The organism is Rhodococcus opacus, from assembly GCF_012396235.1.
GTDB classification, from domain to species: Bacteria; Actinomycetota; Actinomycetes; order Mycobacteriales; family Mycobacteriaceae; genus Rhodococcus_F; species Rhodococcus_F opacus.
The window spans coordinates 241,276-257,986 of sequence record NZ_JAAXPA010000007.1; the positions used below are offsets into that span (position 1 = coordinate 241,276).

11 protein-coding genes are annotated in these 16,711 nt (G+C 67.5%); 8 read left to right on the top strand and 3 right to left on the bottom strand.

What is annotated here, in order from left to right; translation table 11 throughout:
* Together HGB39_RS11950 and HGB39_RS11955 are read left to right on the top strand one after the other, a co-directional pair.
* Positions 1 to 1,788, top strand: coding sequence for a thiamine pyrophosphate-binding protein (locus HGB39_RS11950; RefSeq protein ID WP_064080030.1), 1,788 nt, complete (start codon positions 1 to 3; stop codon positions 1,786 to 1,788).
* A complete protein-coding gene (locus tag HGB39_RS11955) occupies positions 1,785 to 3,374 on the top strand; it encodes a GMC oxidoreductase (protein WP_005566513.1) in 1,590 nt (529 codons plus the stop codon). The genes HGB39_RS11950 and HGB39_RS11955 overlap by 4 nt, the downstream gene beginning before the upstream one ends.
* A 56-nt stretch (positions 3,375 to 3,430) precedes the next feature.
* Here the strand turns inward: HGB39_RS11955 and HGB39_RS11960 are convergent, their stop codons facing one another.
* The 3 genes from HGB39_RS11960 to HGB39_RS11970 form a co-directional block, all read right to left on the bottom strand.
* Complete coding sequence (locus HGB39_RS11960) at positions 3,431 to 4,306, bottom strand: MFS transporter (protein WP_247607406.1); 876 nt, start codon at positions 4,304 to 4,306, stop codon at positions 3,431 to 3,433.
* 475 nt (positions 4,307 to 4,781) lie between these two features.
* On the bottom strand, positions 4,782 to 6,071 hold the full coding sequence (locus HGB39_RS11965; protein ID WP_025431779.1) for an MFS transporter: 1,290 nt from the start codon (positions 6,069 to 6,071) through the stop codon (positions 4,782 to 4,784).
* A gap of 237 nt (positions 6,072 to 6,308) precedes the next feature.
* Positions 6,309 to 7,850 carry a PucR family transcriptional regulator gene (locus HGB39_RS11970; protein ID WP_005566515.1) on the bottom strand — a complete coding sequence of 514 codons (1,542 nt, stop codon included), beginning with the start codon at positions 7,848 to 7,850 and terminating at the stop codon, positions 6,309 to 6,311.
* Between the two features lie 131 nt (positions 7,851 to 7,981).
* On the opposite strand from HGB39_RS11970, the gene hisD reads away from it, so the two are divergent.
* The 6 genes from hisD to HGB39_RS12000 all read left to right on the top strand — a co-directional run bounded on the left by hisD (position 7,982) and on the right by HGB39_RS12000 (position 16,680).
* Entirely contained in the window at positions 7,982 to 9,307 is a 1,326-nt protein-coding gene (gene hisD / locus HGB39_RS11975) for a histidinol dehydrogenase (protein WP_005566516.1), read from the top strand.
* A complete protein-coding gene (aspA, locus tag HGB39_RS11980) occupies positions 9,304 to 10,698 on the top strand; it encodes an aspartate ammonia-lyase (protein ID WP_005566517.1) in 1,395 nt (464 codons plus the stop codon). Before hisD ends, aspA begins: the two co-directional genes overlap by 4 nt.
* A gap of 172 nt (positions 10,699 to 10,870) precedes the next feature.
* Entirely contained in the window at positions 10,871 to 12,457 is a 1,587-nt protein-coding gene (locus tag HGB39_RS11985) for a GMC oxidoreductase (protein ID WP_005566518.1), read from the top strand.
* 35 nt (positions 12,458 to 12,492) lie between these two features.
* A complete protein-coding gene (locus HGB39_RS11990; RefSeq protein WP_005566519.1) occupies positions 12,493 to 14,292 on the top strand; it encodes a thiamine pyrophosphate-binding protein in 1,800 nt (599 codons plus the stop codon).
* Positions 14,293 to 14,304: 12 nt separating this feature from the next.
* A complete protein-coding gene (locus HGB39_RS11995; RefSeq protein ID WP_005566520.1) occupies positions 14,305 to 15,144 on the top strand; it encodes a sugar phosphate isomerase/epimerase family protein in 840 nt (279 codons plus the stop codon).
* A gap of 153 nt (positions 15,145 to 15,297) precedes the next feature.
* Positions 15,298 to 16,680, top strand: coding sequence for an NAD(P)/FAD-dependent oxidoreductase (locus tag HGB39_RS12000; protein WP_043789792.1), 1,383 nt, complete (start codon positions 15,298 to 15,300; stop codon positions 16,678 to 16,680).
* Positions 16,681 to 16,711: the final 31 nt, after the last annotated feature.

Here is a 16,711-nt window from a genome sequence, read left to right on the forward strand (position 1 = left end):
ATGGCGAAATTGACCGGCGGGCAGGTGGTCGCCCAGGTCCTGAAGCAGTACGGCGTCGAGTACGTCACGGGCATTCCGGGCCACGGCATCTGGTCGCTCACCGATGCGTTCCTGGAGAAGGGGTCCGAGATCCCGTTCATCCAGGTCTACCACGAGCAGAGCGCCGCGCACCTCGCGGACGGGTATTACCGGGTGTCCGGTAAGCCGATGGCCGCGGTGGCGTCGATCGGGGCGGGCGCGGCGAACACCGTGCTCGGTCTCGCGACCGCGTACAGCGACTCGACGAGTCTGCTGTGCATCACCGGCGGGCCGCCCACTCACATGCGCGGGCGTGGTCTGCTCCAGGAACTGGAGCGGCACACAGACAACGGCTTTCCGCAGGTCACCGACGCAGTGTCGAAGCGCAGCTGGGTCGCCACCCGCGTGGAGGAACTGCCGTTCATCATGCACCGTGCGTTCAGCACCATGCTGACCGGTCGGCCGGGGCCCGCGCACATCGAGGTGCCGATGGACGTGCAGGCCGAGGCCGCCGACGTCGCCCTTCACGACCTCGCACGGCGGCTGCCGGTCGGGCTCCAGCAGCCCGACCCGTTGGCGATCGACAAGGCCGTCGACGTGCTCCGTGACTCACTCCGGCCGGTGATCGTCGTCGGCGGCGGTGCCATCACGTCCGACTCGGCCGACGAGGTGCTCGCCCTCGCCGAGGCGTGGCAGATCCCCGTGGTCACCACGTGGAACGGCAAGGGCGCGTTCCCCGAGGACCACGCGCTGTTCGCGGGCAGCGTCGGCCAGACCGGAACGATCGTGGGCAACTCCGTCGCCTCTCGCGCCGACGTGGTGATCTCCATCGGGTGCCGGTTCACCGACTGGTCTTCCTCCAGCTACGCGCAGGGAGTCACGTTCTCGATTCCGCCCGCCAAGCTCATCCACATCGACATCGATCCGCACGAGATCGGCAAGAACTACCCGGCCGAGGTCGGCATCGTCGCCGACGCCAAGCCGACCGTCGCCGCGATCGTCGCCTCCCTCCCCCGCAGCAGCGCCGACCGGTCCGAATACCTCGCCGAACTCGAGCAGCTGAAGGCGGAGTGGGAGACCAAGCTCGCCGGCCGTCGCGATTCCGACCGGTTCCCGTTCACCTCCCAGCGCCCCCTCGGCGGTCTGCGGTCGGTGATGGAACGGGACGGCATCATCGTGGCCGGCTCCGGCAACACCCAGGGCGCCGTGAAGCAGACGTTCCCGGTGTATCACCCGCGCACCCACTTGACGTCCGGCGGATTCTCGTCCATGGGCTGGGCCGTGCCCGCCGCGATCGGCGCCAAGCTCGCCGCCCCCGACCGGCAGGTGGCGTGCGTGCTCGGTGACGGCGACTTCCTCATGACGTCGCAGGAGATCGGTGTCTGCGTGCAGCACGACATTCCGGTGGTCTTCGTGGTCCAGGACAACGCGGGCTTCATGTCCATCCGCGGTGGGCAGCGCAAGCAGACCAGCCGGCACATCGGCACCGAGTTCAACCGCCCGGACGGCACCCCGTACAGCCCCGACTTCAAGGCGCTCGGCCAGTCGTTCGGCCTCGAATCGTTCCGGGTGGACGACCCGGCCGACCTCGAGAGCACGTACCGGAAGGCCTTCGACTCGAAAGCGCCTGCGCTGATCGAGATCCCGACCGATCGCGATGCGGCGGGACCGTGGGTTCCCGGTTGGTGGGACTTCCCCGTTCCCGCGTACATCGAGGACGAGCGTCAGGACGAGTACTGGGCGACCCGAGCCAAGGAACAGCACCTGTGAGAACGTCGGGACACGATCAGATCGACGCGTATTCACCGCTGCGCGAGGGCGCGGTGGTCGATGTGGGCGGCGACTCCGACAGGGTCACCGCCGATGTCGTGGTCGTCGGATCCGGGATGGGTGGTTCGACGCTGGCGTGGGCGCTCCGCGATCGGGACGTCGACGTCCTGGTCGTCGAGCGCGGGCGGTTCCTCCCCCGCGAGGTGGAGAACTCGCAGGCCGCGGAAATGTTCCTCATGGGCCGGTACAAGACCGCGGAACCGTGGTTCGACGGCAGCAACGGTGAGCCGTTCCAGCCCGGCGTGTACTACTGGGTGGGAGGCAACACCAAGTTCTACGGCGGCAGTCTCCCCCGCTTCCGCGTCACGGATTTCGAGGAGACGCAGCACTACGACGGCATCTCACCGAAGTGGCCGTTCAGCTACGCCGATCTCGAACCGTTCTATGCCGAGGCGGAGCGCCTCTACCAGGTGCACGGCATCGACGGCGAGGATCCGACGGAACCACCACGGTCGTCTCCGTACCCGTTGCCGCCGTTGCCGCACGAGCCGACGATCGAGCGTTTCGCGTCCTCCCTCCGTCAACAGGGACTGCACCCGTTCCACACACCGAACGGCATGAACCTGACGACGCAGGAGCATCGCAGGCAGTCGACGGCGTCGGACGGCACCCCGTCGCAGACCGATCACAAGAGTGAGGCGGAGAACCGGGCGTTGCGGCCCGCGCTCGAGTCGGAGCGGGTGCGTCTGCTCACCGAAGCGAAGGTGACGCGTCTGCTCACCGATGCGAAGGGCACGCGAATCGTCGCCGCGGAGGCCGAGTTCCGTGGTCGCACGATCCGGATCACGGCCAACCAGTTCGTGGTCTCGGCAGGGGCGGTCAACACCGCGGCACTGTTGCTCCGCTCGGCCGACGAGTGGAATCCGGACGGCCTCGGCAACTCGTCGGGGCTGCTGGGCCGGAACTACATGGTGCACAACAGCACGTTCTTCATGGGCGTCAACCCCTTCCACACGAACACGACTGCGTGGCAGAAGACGCTGGGAATCAACGACTGGTACGTCGCGGGCCCGAACAACGAGTACCCGCTCGGCAACTTGCAGATGCTCGGCAAACTGCAGGCCGCGCACGTGAAGGGGGCACGGCCCTGGGCTCCGCTGTGGGCGCTGAAGGCGGTGGTGGATCGCAGCCTCGACATCTACCTCACCACCGAGGATCTGCCGACGCGGAACAACCGGGTCCGGATCGACGGCGACCGGATCATCGTCGACTGGACACCCAACAACACTGCGCCGCACAGTGAACTGGTTCGCCGCGTCTCGACGGCAGTCCGCAAGGCGGGGTATCCGATCATCCTCACCGAGCGGATGGGGATCGCAACGAACTCGCACATGTGCGGAACCGCGGTCGCGGGTACCGATCCGGCGGCGAGTGTCCTCGACCCGCACTGCCGCAGTCACGACGTCGACAACCTGTGGGTCGTGGACGGATCGTTCTTCCCTTCGTCGGCGGCGCTCAACCCCGCGCTGACCATCGCGGCCAACGCGCTGCGCGTGGCACCCCACATCGCTTCTGCCGCAGTGTGATGTGATCCGATCACGGTTCGCCCGGCCTCGTTCCCAGAGGCCGGGCGATCGCGTGTTCACCTCGAGCCGATCCGCTCCTCGGCGAGCGGAGACTCCTCCCTCTCGCGGGTTTCCCCGGCCGCACTCGCCACCAACCCGGCGAGGACGGCGCCGGCGAGGACGACGTAGAAGGCCTGCAGGAGCCCGAACTGCTCACCGAGCAGCCCGAGGAGCGGCGGCCCGACCAGAAACGCCATGTACCCGAGCGTCGACACCGCGCTGACGCGTCGCGCGGCGTCGGCACCCGAGTCGGCCGCCGCGGACATTGCGAGCGGAAATCCAAGGGCGACACCGACACCCCACAACGCACAGCCGAGCGCGGCGAGAACCAGGTTTCCCGCCAGGATCACGATCAGGACCCCCGCCACCGCGAGGGCCGCGGACCAGTGGACGGTCGCAGAGCGGCCGTACCGGTCGACGACGCGCCCGCCGAGTAGGCGGCCCGACGTCATCGCGGCCACGAACACGACGTAGACCGCGGCGCCGGTGGCCGACCCGACTCCGTACCCGTCGACGATTCCCAGTGGAAGCCAATCGTTGGCGCTGCCTTCCGCGAACGCCATGCCCAGCGCGATCAGGCCGAGGAGAACGATCCGGGTGTCCCGCCAGATGGTCAGACCGCCGGACGTGCCGGATCGACGGCGCGTGCGCCCGGCCTCTCGTCCGGTAGCCGGAGGTAGCAGCGCCACGACGCTCACGCTCGTCACGAGGACCACGACGGCCAGCACCCCGAGATGCACCGGCACCGGAACATCGAGCAGTTCGGCGACCGCCCCGAGGCCCGCGCCGGCGAGCGTTCCGAGACTGAACGCACCGCGCAGCGACGGAAGAAAGCTGCGTCCCATGCGCTTCTCGATCGCTGCACCCTCGACGTTGAGGGCCACCTCGCACATGCCGAATCCCGCACCAGTGAAGGCGAGTTCCAGACCGACCAGGGCCGCGATCGCGACACCCGAACCGAGTCACATTGAACAGGCCGAGGCTCGCGACCGTGGCCGCGGCCGTGATGACGTGACGGGCACCGATCCGGGCGACGACGGGACCGGCGAGCAGCAGCCCCGCCATCGATCCGATCGACAGACCGAGAATGATCAGACCCATGTCGCCCGTGCCGACTCCCAGGGACGAGCGAATGGCTGGGGTGCGGGTCACCCAGGACGCATAGGTGATCCCCGTTCCGACGAAGACGACGAAAGTTGCTGCTTTCCAGCCACGCTCACCGCGCTTCAACGGCGGACTCTCGGTAGGAACAGCTGTCTCCTGTTCGTGTCGGGGGATGGTTAATCGTATCACCGGGCAACGACACGAAAGGCGGTCCGGCACCTCGGGAGAGGTACCGGACCGCAGGAATCGGAAGTGCCGGACGACCTACCCGGTCGCGACCTCGTGCCTGCTCGTCTCCGACGCCGGCTTGTGGTAGCGCGGCACCAGGCGCATCAACGCGGGACCGCCGATCGCGATCAGCGCGAGAAGGATGGCTGGCAGAAGCGGCATCCATTCGATACCGAGGTTGTCGACGACGACGGTGATCGCAGCAGGCCCGACGAGCATGCCCACGTAGCCGATTGCGTTGACCAGACCGATGTTCCGCCCCGCGTTCTCGGGATCGCGTCGCCCGGCCGCCGACAGCATGAGCGGCGCCATGCACGCCAGGCCGAGTCCCAGCAGCACGAAGCCGGTGAGGGCGAGCGGCGCCGAGCCACCCAGCATCGCGAGAAGCGCACCGGCGGCACCGATGACACCGCTCGCACCGACGATGAGTCGAGCGCCGAAGTACTCGGCCAGCTTGTCGCCGAACAACCGGCCGACGAACTGCGCTCCCGAGTAGAGCGTGACAGCCGTCGCTGCCAGGCCCGCCGTGGTGCCGACCGCTCGGCGAACGAATTCCTGACCCCAGTCCAGGACCGCGCCCTCGCTCAACATCGATCCGAGCAGGAGCACACCGAATCCGATCATCACGAGAAGCGTCGCCGTGGTGGCCGAACGCTTCCCCGGGTGCGCGGGGTCGGCGGCGCCCGGAATCTCGTCCTGGTCCGGAGGCAGCAACTCGTCGAGCGAGAGAAGCCATTTGCCGAAGACGACACCGAGTACCGACAGGACCACGCCGATCGAGATGTAGGCGACGGCCGGGCTGTCGGTGAAGTGCCGCGCCAGAGCGCTGCCGACGAGTCCGAGAACGAAGCCACCCGCCGGGTAGGCGGCGTGGAACGCGGACATGATGGGTCGCCCGTAGTACCGCTCGACCTGCACACCGTGGGTGTTGAACGCCGTGTCGAAGGCGCCGCGGAGCAGTCCGATGAGCACGCCGATCACCATCGCTCCGACCAGCCCGTCGAGGAACGCGAGGGGGATGTAACAGAGGGGGTAGACGACCATCGTGGGCATGGCCGTGTTTCTCGGACCGTACCGGTCGATGAAGGGGCCGATGGCGAAGCAGCCGACAGCGGCGCCGATGCCGATCGACAGCGCGAGGAGGCCGAACTGGGAGTCGCCGCCGTCGCCTTCCCATCCGAGGTGACTACGCAACGAGGTGGTGCTCGTCGACCACATCAACATCACGGCGCCGAGCTGGAAGAAGCCGAAGAATGTCGCGATTCGCGCCTTTCGCACGCGTGTATGGTCGAGCACGGGAGCGGTGCCTGCTCCATGTGTTGCCATGATTTCGTCCTTGCGGTAGGTCTCGGACCGCCGCGGGCGCCTACGGGGGTAGCCGTCCGTTCAGCGAGTAGCGAGTGCGTGAACTTTCGATCAACGCCGACTGGATGGCCGGAATCTCGAGGAAAACATTACGAAGGTGACGCGCCGCACAACAGGTACAGACCGTGTACCTCCTGCGCGCAGACTGCACAGAATGAGAAGCCGGCACTGACCGCGTCATGGCCGCCCGCTCCGTAATCATGGTCGCCCGCTCCGTCGAGCCACGATGGACGACCCCTCGAGCAGATCCAGTCCCTTCACCGCGAGCAGCAGGCTTTGGCGAGTGGCGGCGTCGTCCAGGGATTTGCCCAGGATCGCGGCGATGCGGTCGAGCCGGTTGTACAAGGTCCGGCGCTGGATGAAGAGTTTCTCCGCCGCTTCCGTCTTGCGGCCGTCGACGGCGAGGAAGGCGCGCAGTGTCGGCAACAGCGGGGTCGTGGACTGCGCATCCTTCGTGAGCAGTGGGCCGAGTTCGTCCTCGACGAAGCTGGCGAGCTCGGGACCCTGCGCCAACGTCACGAGCAGACGTTCGACGCCGAGGTCGTCGAAATGCAGCATCGGTGAGGCAGGCAGGGAGCGCGACACCGCGGCGGCACTCTTCGCCTGCGTGACCGCGACCTGCAGCATCGATGCGGGCACCGCGCGGCTCATGCCGCCGCCGTGCTCCATTTTCCCGAGCAGGCCCGTGAGCTCGGCGCGGGTTCGGCCGGACTCCGCCGCCACGGCCACGACGTAGTCGCCCATGTCGGCGCTGATCGCACCCGTGTCGATCTGACGGCCGGCCCGCGGACCGGACGACTCGTCGCGGGCATCCTTGTTCGCGATGACGACGACGATCGGCCCCGAACCGAGCTGATATCCGAGTCTTCCTGCCTGGTCGACGAATTCGGATCCGGAGAGATCCCCGATCAGCAGTCGCGTGATCAATGCCGTGCTCCGCTGATCGTCCCTCGCTTCCCGGCTGCGGTCGGTGAGCAACGAGATCGCGACGGCCGCGGCGGCACGCTCGGTCGCGAAGGCCGCGGTGGCCCGTTCGGTCGCGGGCCGGTCGGTGAAGACGTGAATCCAGCCCCACGGCTGACCGCGCATCAGGACCGGCCTGCGGACGCATCCGCTGTCGTCGCTGTGGAGGCCCCGCGCGTGCCGGTCCCAGCCCTCGATGCCGGCTTCCTCGTCGAATTCGCCGACGTACGCCATCACGCGATGCGCGATGTTCTCGAGCACCACCGTGCCGTCGGTGAGTTCGGCCAGCGTCTGCACGATCGAGAGGTAATCGGCGCCGTCCAGGAGGAGGTTCGAGAAAGTGGACTCGACTTCCCGTTCGTGGGTGAGCGCCTGCAGGCGCTTGCCGGTCAGGATCTCGTGTACCTGCGACGAGACGCCGGCGAACGACACCTCGCGGGCGAGGGCGATGATCGGCAGGCCGCAGGCTTGCCCTTCGGCGACTACTGCATCCGGTACGCGGTCGAACATCCGTCCCGACTCCTCGATGACGAGCGCCGCGGCCCCGGCATGAGCGGCTGCGCGCACGAACGCCTGTTGAAGGGCGCCCGTGCTGCCCATTCCGAGCCCGGCGGTCAGGAGTAATTCTCCACCCCGGAGGAAGCGGGCGATATCCGAGATCTCCGAGGAATGCACCCAGCGCACCTCACGGTCGAGGCTGCCCGATCCGGTCAGGACACGGGCTCCCGCGTCTTTCAGGAGATCGATGTCGAGAGCGTCGGCGACGGTGAAAACCATGCTCAATGGTACACAGAACGTGCATGAACCGACGCAATTAGTTCCCACAATGCAACTGTCGGAAACACGTGTGGCACCGCGATGCTGAGTGACAACAGATCCAGCCCTCGCTCATCCGAAGGAAGCATCCCATGTCATTCGTCCTTAAGGCCGCCGTCGGTGAACCAGCGCAGCGGGCGAGCAACCCCGCCGTGGTCGACACCGTCGCCGCCGTCATCGCCGACGTCCGCGCGAACGGCGACGACGCCGTCCGGAAGTACTCCGAGAAGTTCGACGGCTGGTCCCCCGAATCGTTCCGGCTGGGCGAGGACCGGGTGGCGGAGATCGTGAAGTCCGTTCCCGAGACCGTCCTCGACGATCTGCGATTCGCGCAGCGCCAGATTCGGGACTTCGCCCAGGCGCAGCGGGACTCCATCCAGGACCTCGAGGTCGAGACCCTCCCGGGTGTGTTCCTCGGGCACCGGAACGTCCCGATCGACGCGGCTGCCGCCTACGTACCCGGCGGGCGCTACCCGCTGACCGCGTCCGCGCACATGACGGTCCTCACCGCGAAGGTCGCGGGCGTCGAACGCGTCGCCGCGACGACGCCTCCGAATGCCGGGGAGCCGCCGCAGATCAGTGTCGCGGCGATGCACCTCGCCGGCGCCGACGAGATCTTCGTCCTCGGCGGCGTGCAGGCCGTCGCCGCACTCGCGCTGGGCACCGAGACCATCGACCCGGTGTCCATCCTCACCGGCCCCGGCAACGCCTACGTGGCCGAGGCGAAGCGCCAGCTGTTCGGGGAGGTCGGGATCGACCTCTTCGCCGGACCGACCGAAACGCTCATCGTCGCCGATCACCTGGCCGACCCGTTCACCATCGCCGTTGATCTGCTGAGCCAGGCCGAGCACGGCCCGGATTCGCCGTGCGTGCTGATCACCACGTCGGAGTCCGTGGGACGAGCGGTGATCGATCATATCGACGCCCTGCTCCCCGGCTTGGTCACCAACGCCATCGCCGGCCCCGCGTGGCGTGATCACGGCCAGATCCACGTGGTGGACACCCTCGACGAGGCGTACCGGCTCGCCGACGTCTTCGCGTCGGAGCACGTCCAGATCCTCACCGAGGACCCCCGTCAGGCCCTGACCTCCATGCGGAACTACGGCGCCCTGTTCCTCGGCGAAGGAACGTGTGTTCCCTACGGCGACAAGCTGATCGGCACCAACCACGTCCTCCCGACGCTCGGTGCGGCCCGCTACACGGGCGGTCTGTGGGTGGGCAAGTTCCTCAAGACGCTCACCTATCAGGAGGTGCGCGACCTCGGCAGCAGCGCGAAGCTCGGCGAGGTGTGCGGCCGCCTGTCGCGTCTGGAGAAGTTCGAGGGACACGCCCGCTCCGGCGACCTTCGCGCCGCCAAGTTCGGCAACGCCCCGCTCCCGTGGGGCGACCTCCCGACCCGGGTGACGTCCGAACGATGACCCGCATCGAACACGACCTCCTCGGCGACCGCGAGGTCCCCGACGACGCCTACTACGGCATCCACACGCTGCGGGCGACGGAGAACTTCCCGATCACCGGCATTCCGCTGGCCAGCCATCCCGACCTCGTGTCGGCGCTGGCGTCCGTCAAGCAGGCGGCGGCGCAGACCAATGCCGGCCTCGGCCTGCTGCCGCGGCGCGAAGCGGACGCCATCGTGGCGGCCTGCGACGAGATCCGGGCCGGCGCGCTGCGCGACCAGTTCGTCGTGGACGTCATCCAGGGCGGCGCCGGCACGTCGACGAACATGAACGCGAACGAGGTGGTGGCCAACCGGGCCCTGGAATTGCTCGGCCACCGGCGCGGCCGCTACGAGTATCTCCATCCGCTCGAGCATGTGAACATGAGCCAGAGCACGAACGACGTCTACCCCACCGCGATCAAGGCCGGCCTGCAAACCGCCCTGACCAGGCTGCGGGCGGCCATGCAGGACTTGGCTGCGGCATTCGCGGTGAAGTCGACGGAGTTCTCCGACGTCCTCAAGGTCGGCCGCACCCAGTTGCAGGATGCGGTTCCGATGACCCTGGGCCAGGAGATCGCGACGTTCGCTCTCATGATCGACGAGGATTCTCAGCGACTCGGGGAGGCGGCAACGCTCATCTCCGAGATCAATCTGGGCGGAACGGCGATCGGGACCGGCCTCAACGCGCACCACGAGTACGCGTGGCGCGTGCGCGAGCACCTTGCCGCGATCACCGGGATCGAGGTGACGACGGCGTCCGACCTGATCGAAGCCACGCAGGACGTCGGGGCGTTCGTCCAGCTGTCCGGGGTCCTCAAGCGCACCGCGGTGAAGCTGTCCAAGATCTGCAACGACCTCCGGCTCCTGTCGTCGGGGCCGCGCGCCGGCTTCGGTGAGATCACGTTGCCGCCCGTGCAGGCGGGGTCGTCGATCATGCCGGGGAAGGTGAACCCGGTGATCCCGGAGGTCGTGAACCAGATCGCCTTCCGGGTCGTCGGCAACGACCTGACCGTGACGATGGCGGCCGAGGGCGGGCAGCTTCAGCTCAATGCCTTCGAGCCGGTCATCGCGCACAGCCTGTTCGAGACGATCGAATTGCTCACTCGCGGATGCACCGTCCTGCGGGAGCGCTGCGTGGTCGGCATCGGCGCGAACATCGACCACCTGAAGAACATGGTGGACGCGTCCATCGGCGTCGTCACCGCCCTCAACCCGCACATCGGGTACACCGCGGCCACCGCGATCGCCGCCGACGCTCTCGCGACCGGGCGCACCGTCGCCGCGCTCGTGCTCGAACGGGGTCTGCTCAGCCGCGAGCAACTCGACGACGTGCTGCGGCCGGAGAACCTCACTCGACCGCTCGTGCCCTGACGGCGGCGAGCAGCTCATCCCCCGCCGGGATGAGCTGCTCGGGTGGGGTTGACATCCACCACACTGCCGCTAACCTTTAGTTATACGTATAACCTTTTCACCGACTGCCGGTTCGCGTCGACCCGCCCGGCAGAACGTTGACACCACTCTCTACGACCGAGGAGCAGGACCCATGAGTGACGCATCCGTGGGGGAGCCCACAGGCCCGAGCAAACACAGCTACGACGTCGTCATCGTCGGCAGCGGAATGGGCGGCGGAACGCTCGCTTACGCGCTCGCGGACTCGGGAGTCGATGTGCTTCTGATCGAGCGCGGCGACTTCCTGCCGCAGGAAAAGCAGAACTGGGACCCCCGGGAAGTTTTCGAGGGACACCGGTACGCGAACGCCGAGCAGTGGTACGACACCGAGGGCAGGCCGTTCAGTCCGGGCACGTACTACTACGTCGGCGGGAACACCAAGCTGTACGGCTCGTCGCTCGTCCGGTTCCGTCGTGAAGACTTCCAGTCGACGCAACACGAGGACGGCAAATCTCCCGAGTGGCCCTTCTCGTACGACGACTTCGCGCCGTATTACGCACGGGCAGAACAGGTGTACCGGGTCCACGGCGATCACACCGACGACCCCACGCTCCCCCGTGACGAACCCTTCCCCTACCCGGCGATCGGACACGAGCCACCGGTGCAGGAGGCGGCCGACGCACTGCGGCGTCTCGGGTACACGCCGTCGAACATCCCACTGGGCATCGATCTGCGGGACGGCGGCGGATGTATCCGCTGTCAGACCTGCGACGGGTTCCCCTGCCGGGTGCTGGCGAAGTCGGACGCGGATGTGCGATGCGTCCGGCCGGCCGTCGCGTCCGGCTCGGTGGAACTGCTGACCAACGCGTACGCCGAGCGCGTCCTCACCGACGAGACCGGCAAACAGGCCACCGGCGTACGACTCCGGCACCGCGGCACCGAAGTCGTCGTCGACGCACGCACCGTGGTGGTGTCCTGTGGCGCCGTCAACTCCGCGGCGCTGCTGCTACGGTCGGCGAACGCCGCACACCCGGACGGTCTCGCCAACTCCTCCGGCATGGTCGGACGAAACTACATGGTGCACAACAACTCCATCATGGTCGGCATCAACCCGCTGAAGAAGAACACTTCCGAGTTCCAGAAGACGTTGTACATCAACGATTTCTACACTCACGGCACCGCGGACCACCCCTATCCGCTGGGACACGTGCAACTCATCGGCAAGTTGCAGGGCGAGATGATCAAGGGCCAGCGGCCGCTGATCCCCAAGTGGGCGCTGAGCCAGGCCACCGCGCGCAGCATGGATTGGTGGCTGTTCACCGAGGATCTGCCGGATCCCGACAACCGCGTCACCCTCACCGACGACGGCAACATCCAGATCGCATGGACCCCCAACAACACTCGCGCCCACGAGGTACTCGTCCGCGAGGTGCGGAAGATCCTCCGGAAGATCGGCTACCCGTTCGTCTTCAGCCAGGGCACCGGCATCGAGGTCAACTCCCACCAAGCCGGCACCGTGCGGGCCGGAACCGACCCCGCGACCTCCGTGCTCGACGCCGACTGCCGCGCCCACGACATCGACAACCTGTACGTCGTCGACTCGTCCTTCTTCCCGTCCCTGCCCGTGATGAACCCTGCCCTGTCCATCGCGGCCAACGCCTTCCGCGTCGCCGAGAGCATCGCCGACCGAATCGGCAAGACCCGTTCCCACGACACCCCGGCCCAGTCCGCGTCCCTGTGACGCTTCGCCCCCACCACACCCAGAAAGCCTCTTCGATGACAACACAGAAACTCACCGGCGGACAGATGGTCGTCGACTTCCTCATCCGCGAGGGAGTCGAGAAGGTCTTCGCGATCCCCGGACACGGCAACACCGCCCTCCTCGACGCGTTCGTCGACCGAGCCGACGAGATCGAACTGGTGCCGGCCATGCACGAACAGGGCGCCGCTCACATGGCCGACGGCTACTACCGGGCCTCCGGCAAGATCGCCGCGATCTGTACCTCCATCGGACCGGGCGCGACCAACACCCTCACCGGACTCGCGACGGCCTTCGCCGACTCGATGCCGATGCTCCTGATCACCGGTGCCGTGCACACCTACATGGAGAACCGCGGGGTGCTCCAGGAGATCGACCGCCCGCACGGCAACAACTTTCCCCGCATGGTGGAACCGGTGGTCAAGCGCTGGTGGCAGCCCAGCCGCCTCGAACAGCTTCCGGTGGCGCTCGCTCAGGCGTTCAACACCATGCACGAGGGCAGGCGCGGACCCGTGCTCGTCGACATCCCGCAGGACCTGCAGGCCGAGTACGGCGACTACACCCCCGACACCGGTGCCCGCCGTCCCGCCACCCGCGCAACCGGTGACCCGGCCGTGATCGCCGAGGCCGCACGCCTGCTGGCCGGTGCGAAACGTCCCGTCATCGTGGCCGGCGGCGGCGTCATCCACGCCGAGGCCGCCGCCGAGTTGATGGCCGTCGCCGAGCACCTCGGCGCACCGGTGACGCACTCGTTCCAGGGCAAGGGCGCGTTCCCGGCCGACCACGACCTCTACGCGTGGCCGTGCGGCGACATGGGTTCGATTCCCGGCAACGGCGTGACCCGCACAGCCGACGTGATCCTCGCCGTCGGCTGCCGGTTCAGCGACCGCATCACGTCGTCGTACCGTCCCGGCGTCACGTTCGACATCCCGAACACCAAGCTCGTGCAGATCGACATCGACGGTTTCGAGATCGGCCGCAACTACCCGGTCGAGGTCGGCGTCGTCGGCGACGCGAAAACGTCCCTCGCCGCGCTGCGCGACGTGCTCGCCGATCTCGGGCCTGCCCTCGACTACCGCAACACCGACTACTTCGCCGAACTGCAGGATCTCAAGGCGCAGTGGGAAGAGCACCTGCGGCCGATGCGGACCACCGACTACCTGCCGATGACCAACTCGCGGGCGATGGTCGAGATCCGCAAGGCCCTTCCGCGCGAGGGCATTCTGGTCACCGATTCGTCCAACCCGGCGAACCAGGCGTTCAACGAGTTCCCGATCTACGGCCCGAAGACCAACATCGTGGCCGGCGGCTTCTCCGGCATCGGATTCGGTGTGCCCGCCGCGATCGGTGCGCAGATCGGCGCCCCGGACACCCCGGTCCTGGCGATGGTCGGCGACGGCAGCTTCCTCCAGACCGGCACCGAGATCGCGACCGCCGCGATGCTCGGAGTGCCGCTGGTGATCGTCGTGCTCAACAACGGCGGCTGGGAGGCGATCAAGGACCTCCAGATCAGCCTGTTCGGTGAAGAACGCGAAATCATCTCCGGGTGGAAGAACCTCGACGGGACACCGTATTTCGCCGACATCACCCGGTTCGCTCAGTCACTCGGCTGCAGCGCCGAGCGCGTCGAGGACCCGGAGAAGCTGGCCGACGCGATCGAGCGCGCCTTCGCGACACCGGGCCCGGTGATCATCGAGGCGATGAGCGCCCACGAGCTGCCGTGGACGGAAATGCACCCGACCGGCTGGTGGGACATCACCGTTCCCGCCTACCACGGCGAGGTCCGCGACGACTACGTCGCGCAACGCGGATTCTGATCGGAGACCGGCATGGGACAGATCACACTCGGCCTGAACCTGGAGTTCGCCCGATTCGAGAACGGGTCGTTCGACTGGGCCATGGACCAGGCCGCGGAGATCGGCTACAAGTACGTCGAGCCGATGGTCTACTGGGGCCGCGAGTTGCTGAGCACGGCCGGGTACTTCCACACCCGGTCGATGCTCGACGACCCGCTCATCATGCGGGACGCCGCCGAATCACGCGGGCTGACCATCTCCTCGCTGTCCAGTCATGCACCGCTGGCCAAGCCGGACGTGAGCGTCGACTATCTGAAGCAGTCGATCCGCTACGCGGCCGAGGTCGGGTCCCCGATGATCATGGTCGACGACGGGCCGCTGCCGACGTGGACCACCGAGGCGGAGAACTACACGCTGATGCGGTACACGCTGCAGGAGGCGGCGAAGGTGGCCGAACCGCGCGGCATCAAGATCGCTATCGAGACGCACGGCGAGTACACCGCGACCCCCGAGCGGCTCGCGAAGATCATGACGCTGATCGACAGCCCGGCACTGACGATCAACCTCGACACCGGCAACAGCTACCTCAGTGAGAACGACCCGCACGAGTGGCTCGAGCAGATCGTCGGCGGCGTCACACACCTGCACGCCAAGGACATCGGCATCGAAGACGCGAAGAGGCTGCGCGGCAAGGTCCGGGGCATGCTCGGCTGCGCCTGCGGCGACGGCGTCATCGACTGGGAACGCATCGTCACCACACTGCACAAGGCCGACCACGACGTCGTCCTGTCGGTCGAGTGCGGTGGCCTCGACGCCGCGAAGAAGAGCTACACCTACCTCACAGATCTGATCACCCGCATCCAGGGCAGCTGACAACGGCGTCGCCGGTCCTGCAGGTGATCTCGCGACACCCTGGGTCCTGAACCGACATTCGAGTCCCCGGTGCGTCGTGTCCACCGTGCCGCCCGACACCCCGTGTGTCGGGCGGCACGCTTCACCCCTACCAGTAACCGGGAAGAGCTTGTCATGAATACTCCTGCCCGCACCGAGGCACGTCATCGCGTGGTGATCATCGGTTCCGGATTCGGCGGCCTGTTCGCCGCGAAGGCGTTACGCCGGGCCGACGTCGACGTGGTGATCGTCGACCGCACCAGCCACCACCTGTTCCAGCCGCTGCTGTACCAGGTGGCGACGGGCATCCTGTCCGAGGGAGAGATCGCACCGTCGACCCGGATGGTGTTGAAGAATCAGTCGAACGCCTCGGTGATACTGGGGGACGTCACCGACATCGACCTGGCGACGCGCAGGATTACGTCGACCCACCAGGGCAAAACGACCACCACCGGGTACGACAGTCTGATCGTCTCGGCCGGAGCCCGGCAGTCGTACTTCGGTAACGACCACTTCGCCGAACACGCCCCCGGAATGAAGTCCATCGACGACGCACTCGAACTCCGTGGCCGGATCCTGGGCGCGTTCGAACGTGCCGAACTGTCCACCGATGCCGAGGAGCGGGCGCGCCTCCTGACGTTCGTGGTGGTCGGCGCCGGACCCACCGGGGTGGAAATGGCCGGTCAGATCGCGGAACTGGCCCACCGCACGCTCGTCGGCGCGTACCGGAACTTCGACACCCGCGACGCCCGGATCGTCCTGCTCGACGCCGCGTCCGCGGTGCTGCCGCCGTTCGGCGACCGGCTCGGGTCCACCGCGGCCGAACGCCTCGAGAGGATCGGGGTCGAGGTGCGACTCGGCGCGACGGTCACCGACGTCGACGCAGACGGGGTGACGATCAAGGACGGGCGAGGCGAGACCGTCCGCATCGAATCCGCGTGCAAGGTGTGGTCGGCGGGCGTGGAAGCCAGCCCACTGGCCAGGCAGCTTGCCGAGCAGTCGGGGGCCGAACTCGACCGGGCCGGGCGGATCGCCGTCCGCGAGGACCTGACGGTGCCGGGACACCGCGAGGCGTTCGTGATCGGCGACATGATGGCGCGCGACCGCCTTCCCGGGGTGGCGCAGGTCGCGATCCAGGGTGGCCGCTACGCGGCGCGGCAAATCGCAGCCGATGCCGGCAGGCGCGCGACGTCACCCGACCGCGTTCCGTTCCGATACCGGGACAAGGGGTCGATGGCGACGATCTCGAGGTTCAACGCGGTCGTGAAGGTCGGGGGCATCGAACTCGCAGGATTTCTGGCGTGGATCCTGTGGCTGGCCGTCCACGTCGTCTACGTCGTCGGGTTCCGGAGCCGGCTGTCCACGCTCATGTCGTGGACGTGGACCTTCCTCGGGTCGTGGCGGGGACAGATGACGGTCACCGACCAACAGGTGGTGGCACGCAACGTCATGGGCACACTCGTTCTCCTCGACTCGGGTGAGGACGACGATGACGCTGTTGTCGCCAGAGCGAGCTGACACCCGGGAGACACGCGCGGTCCGGCCGATA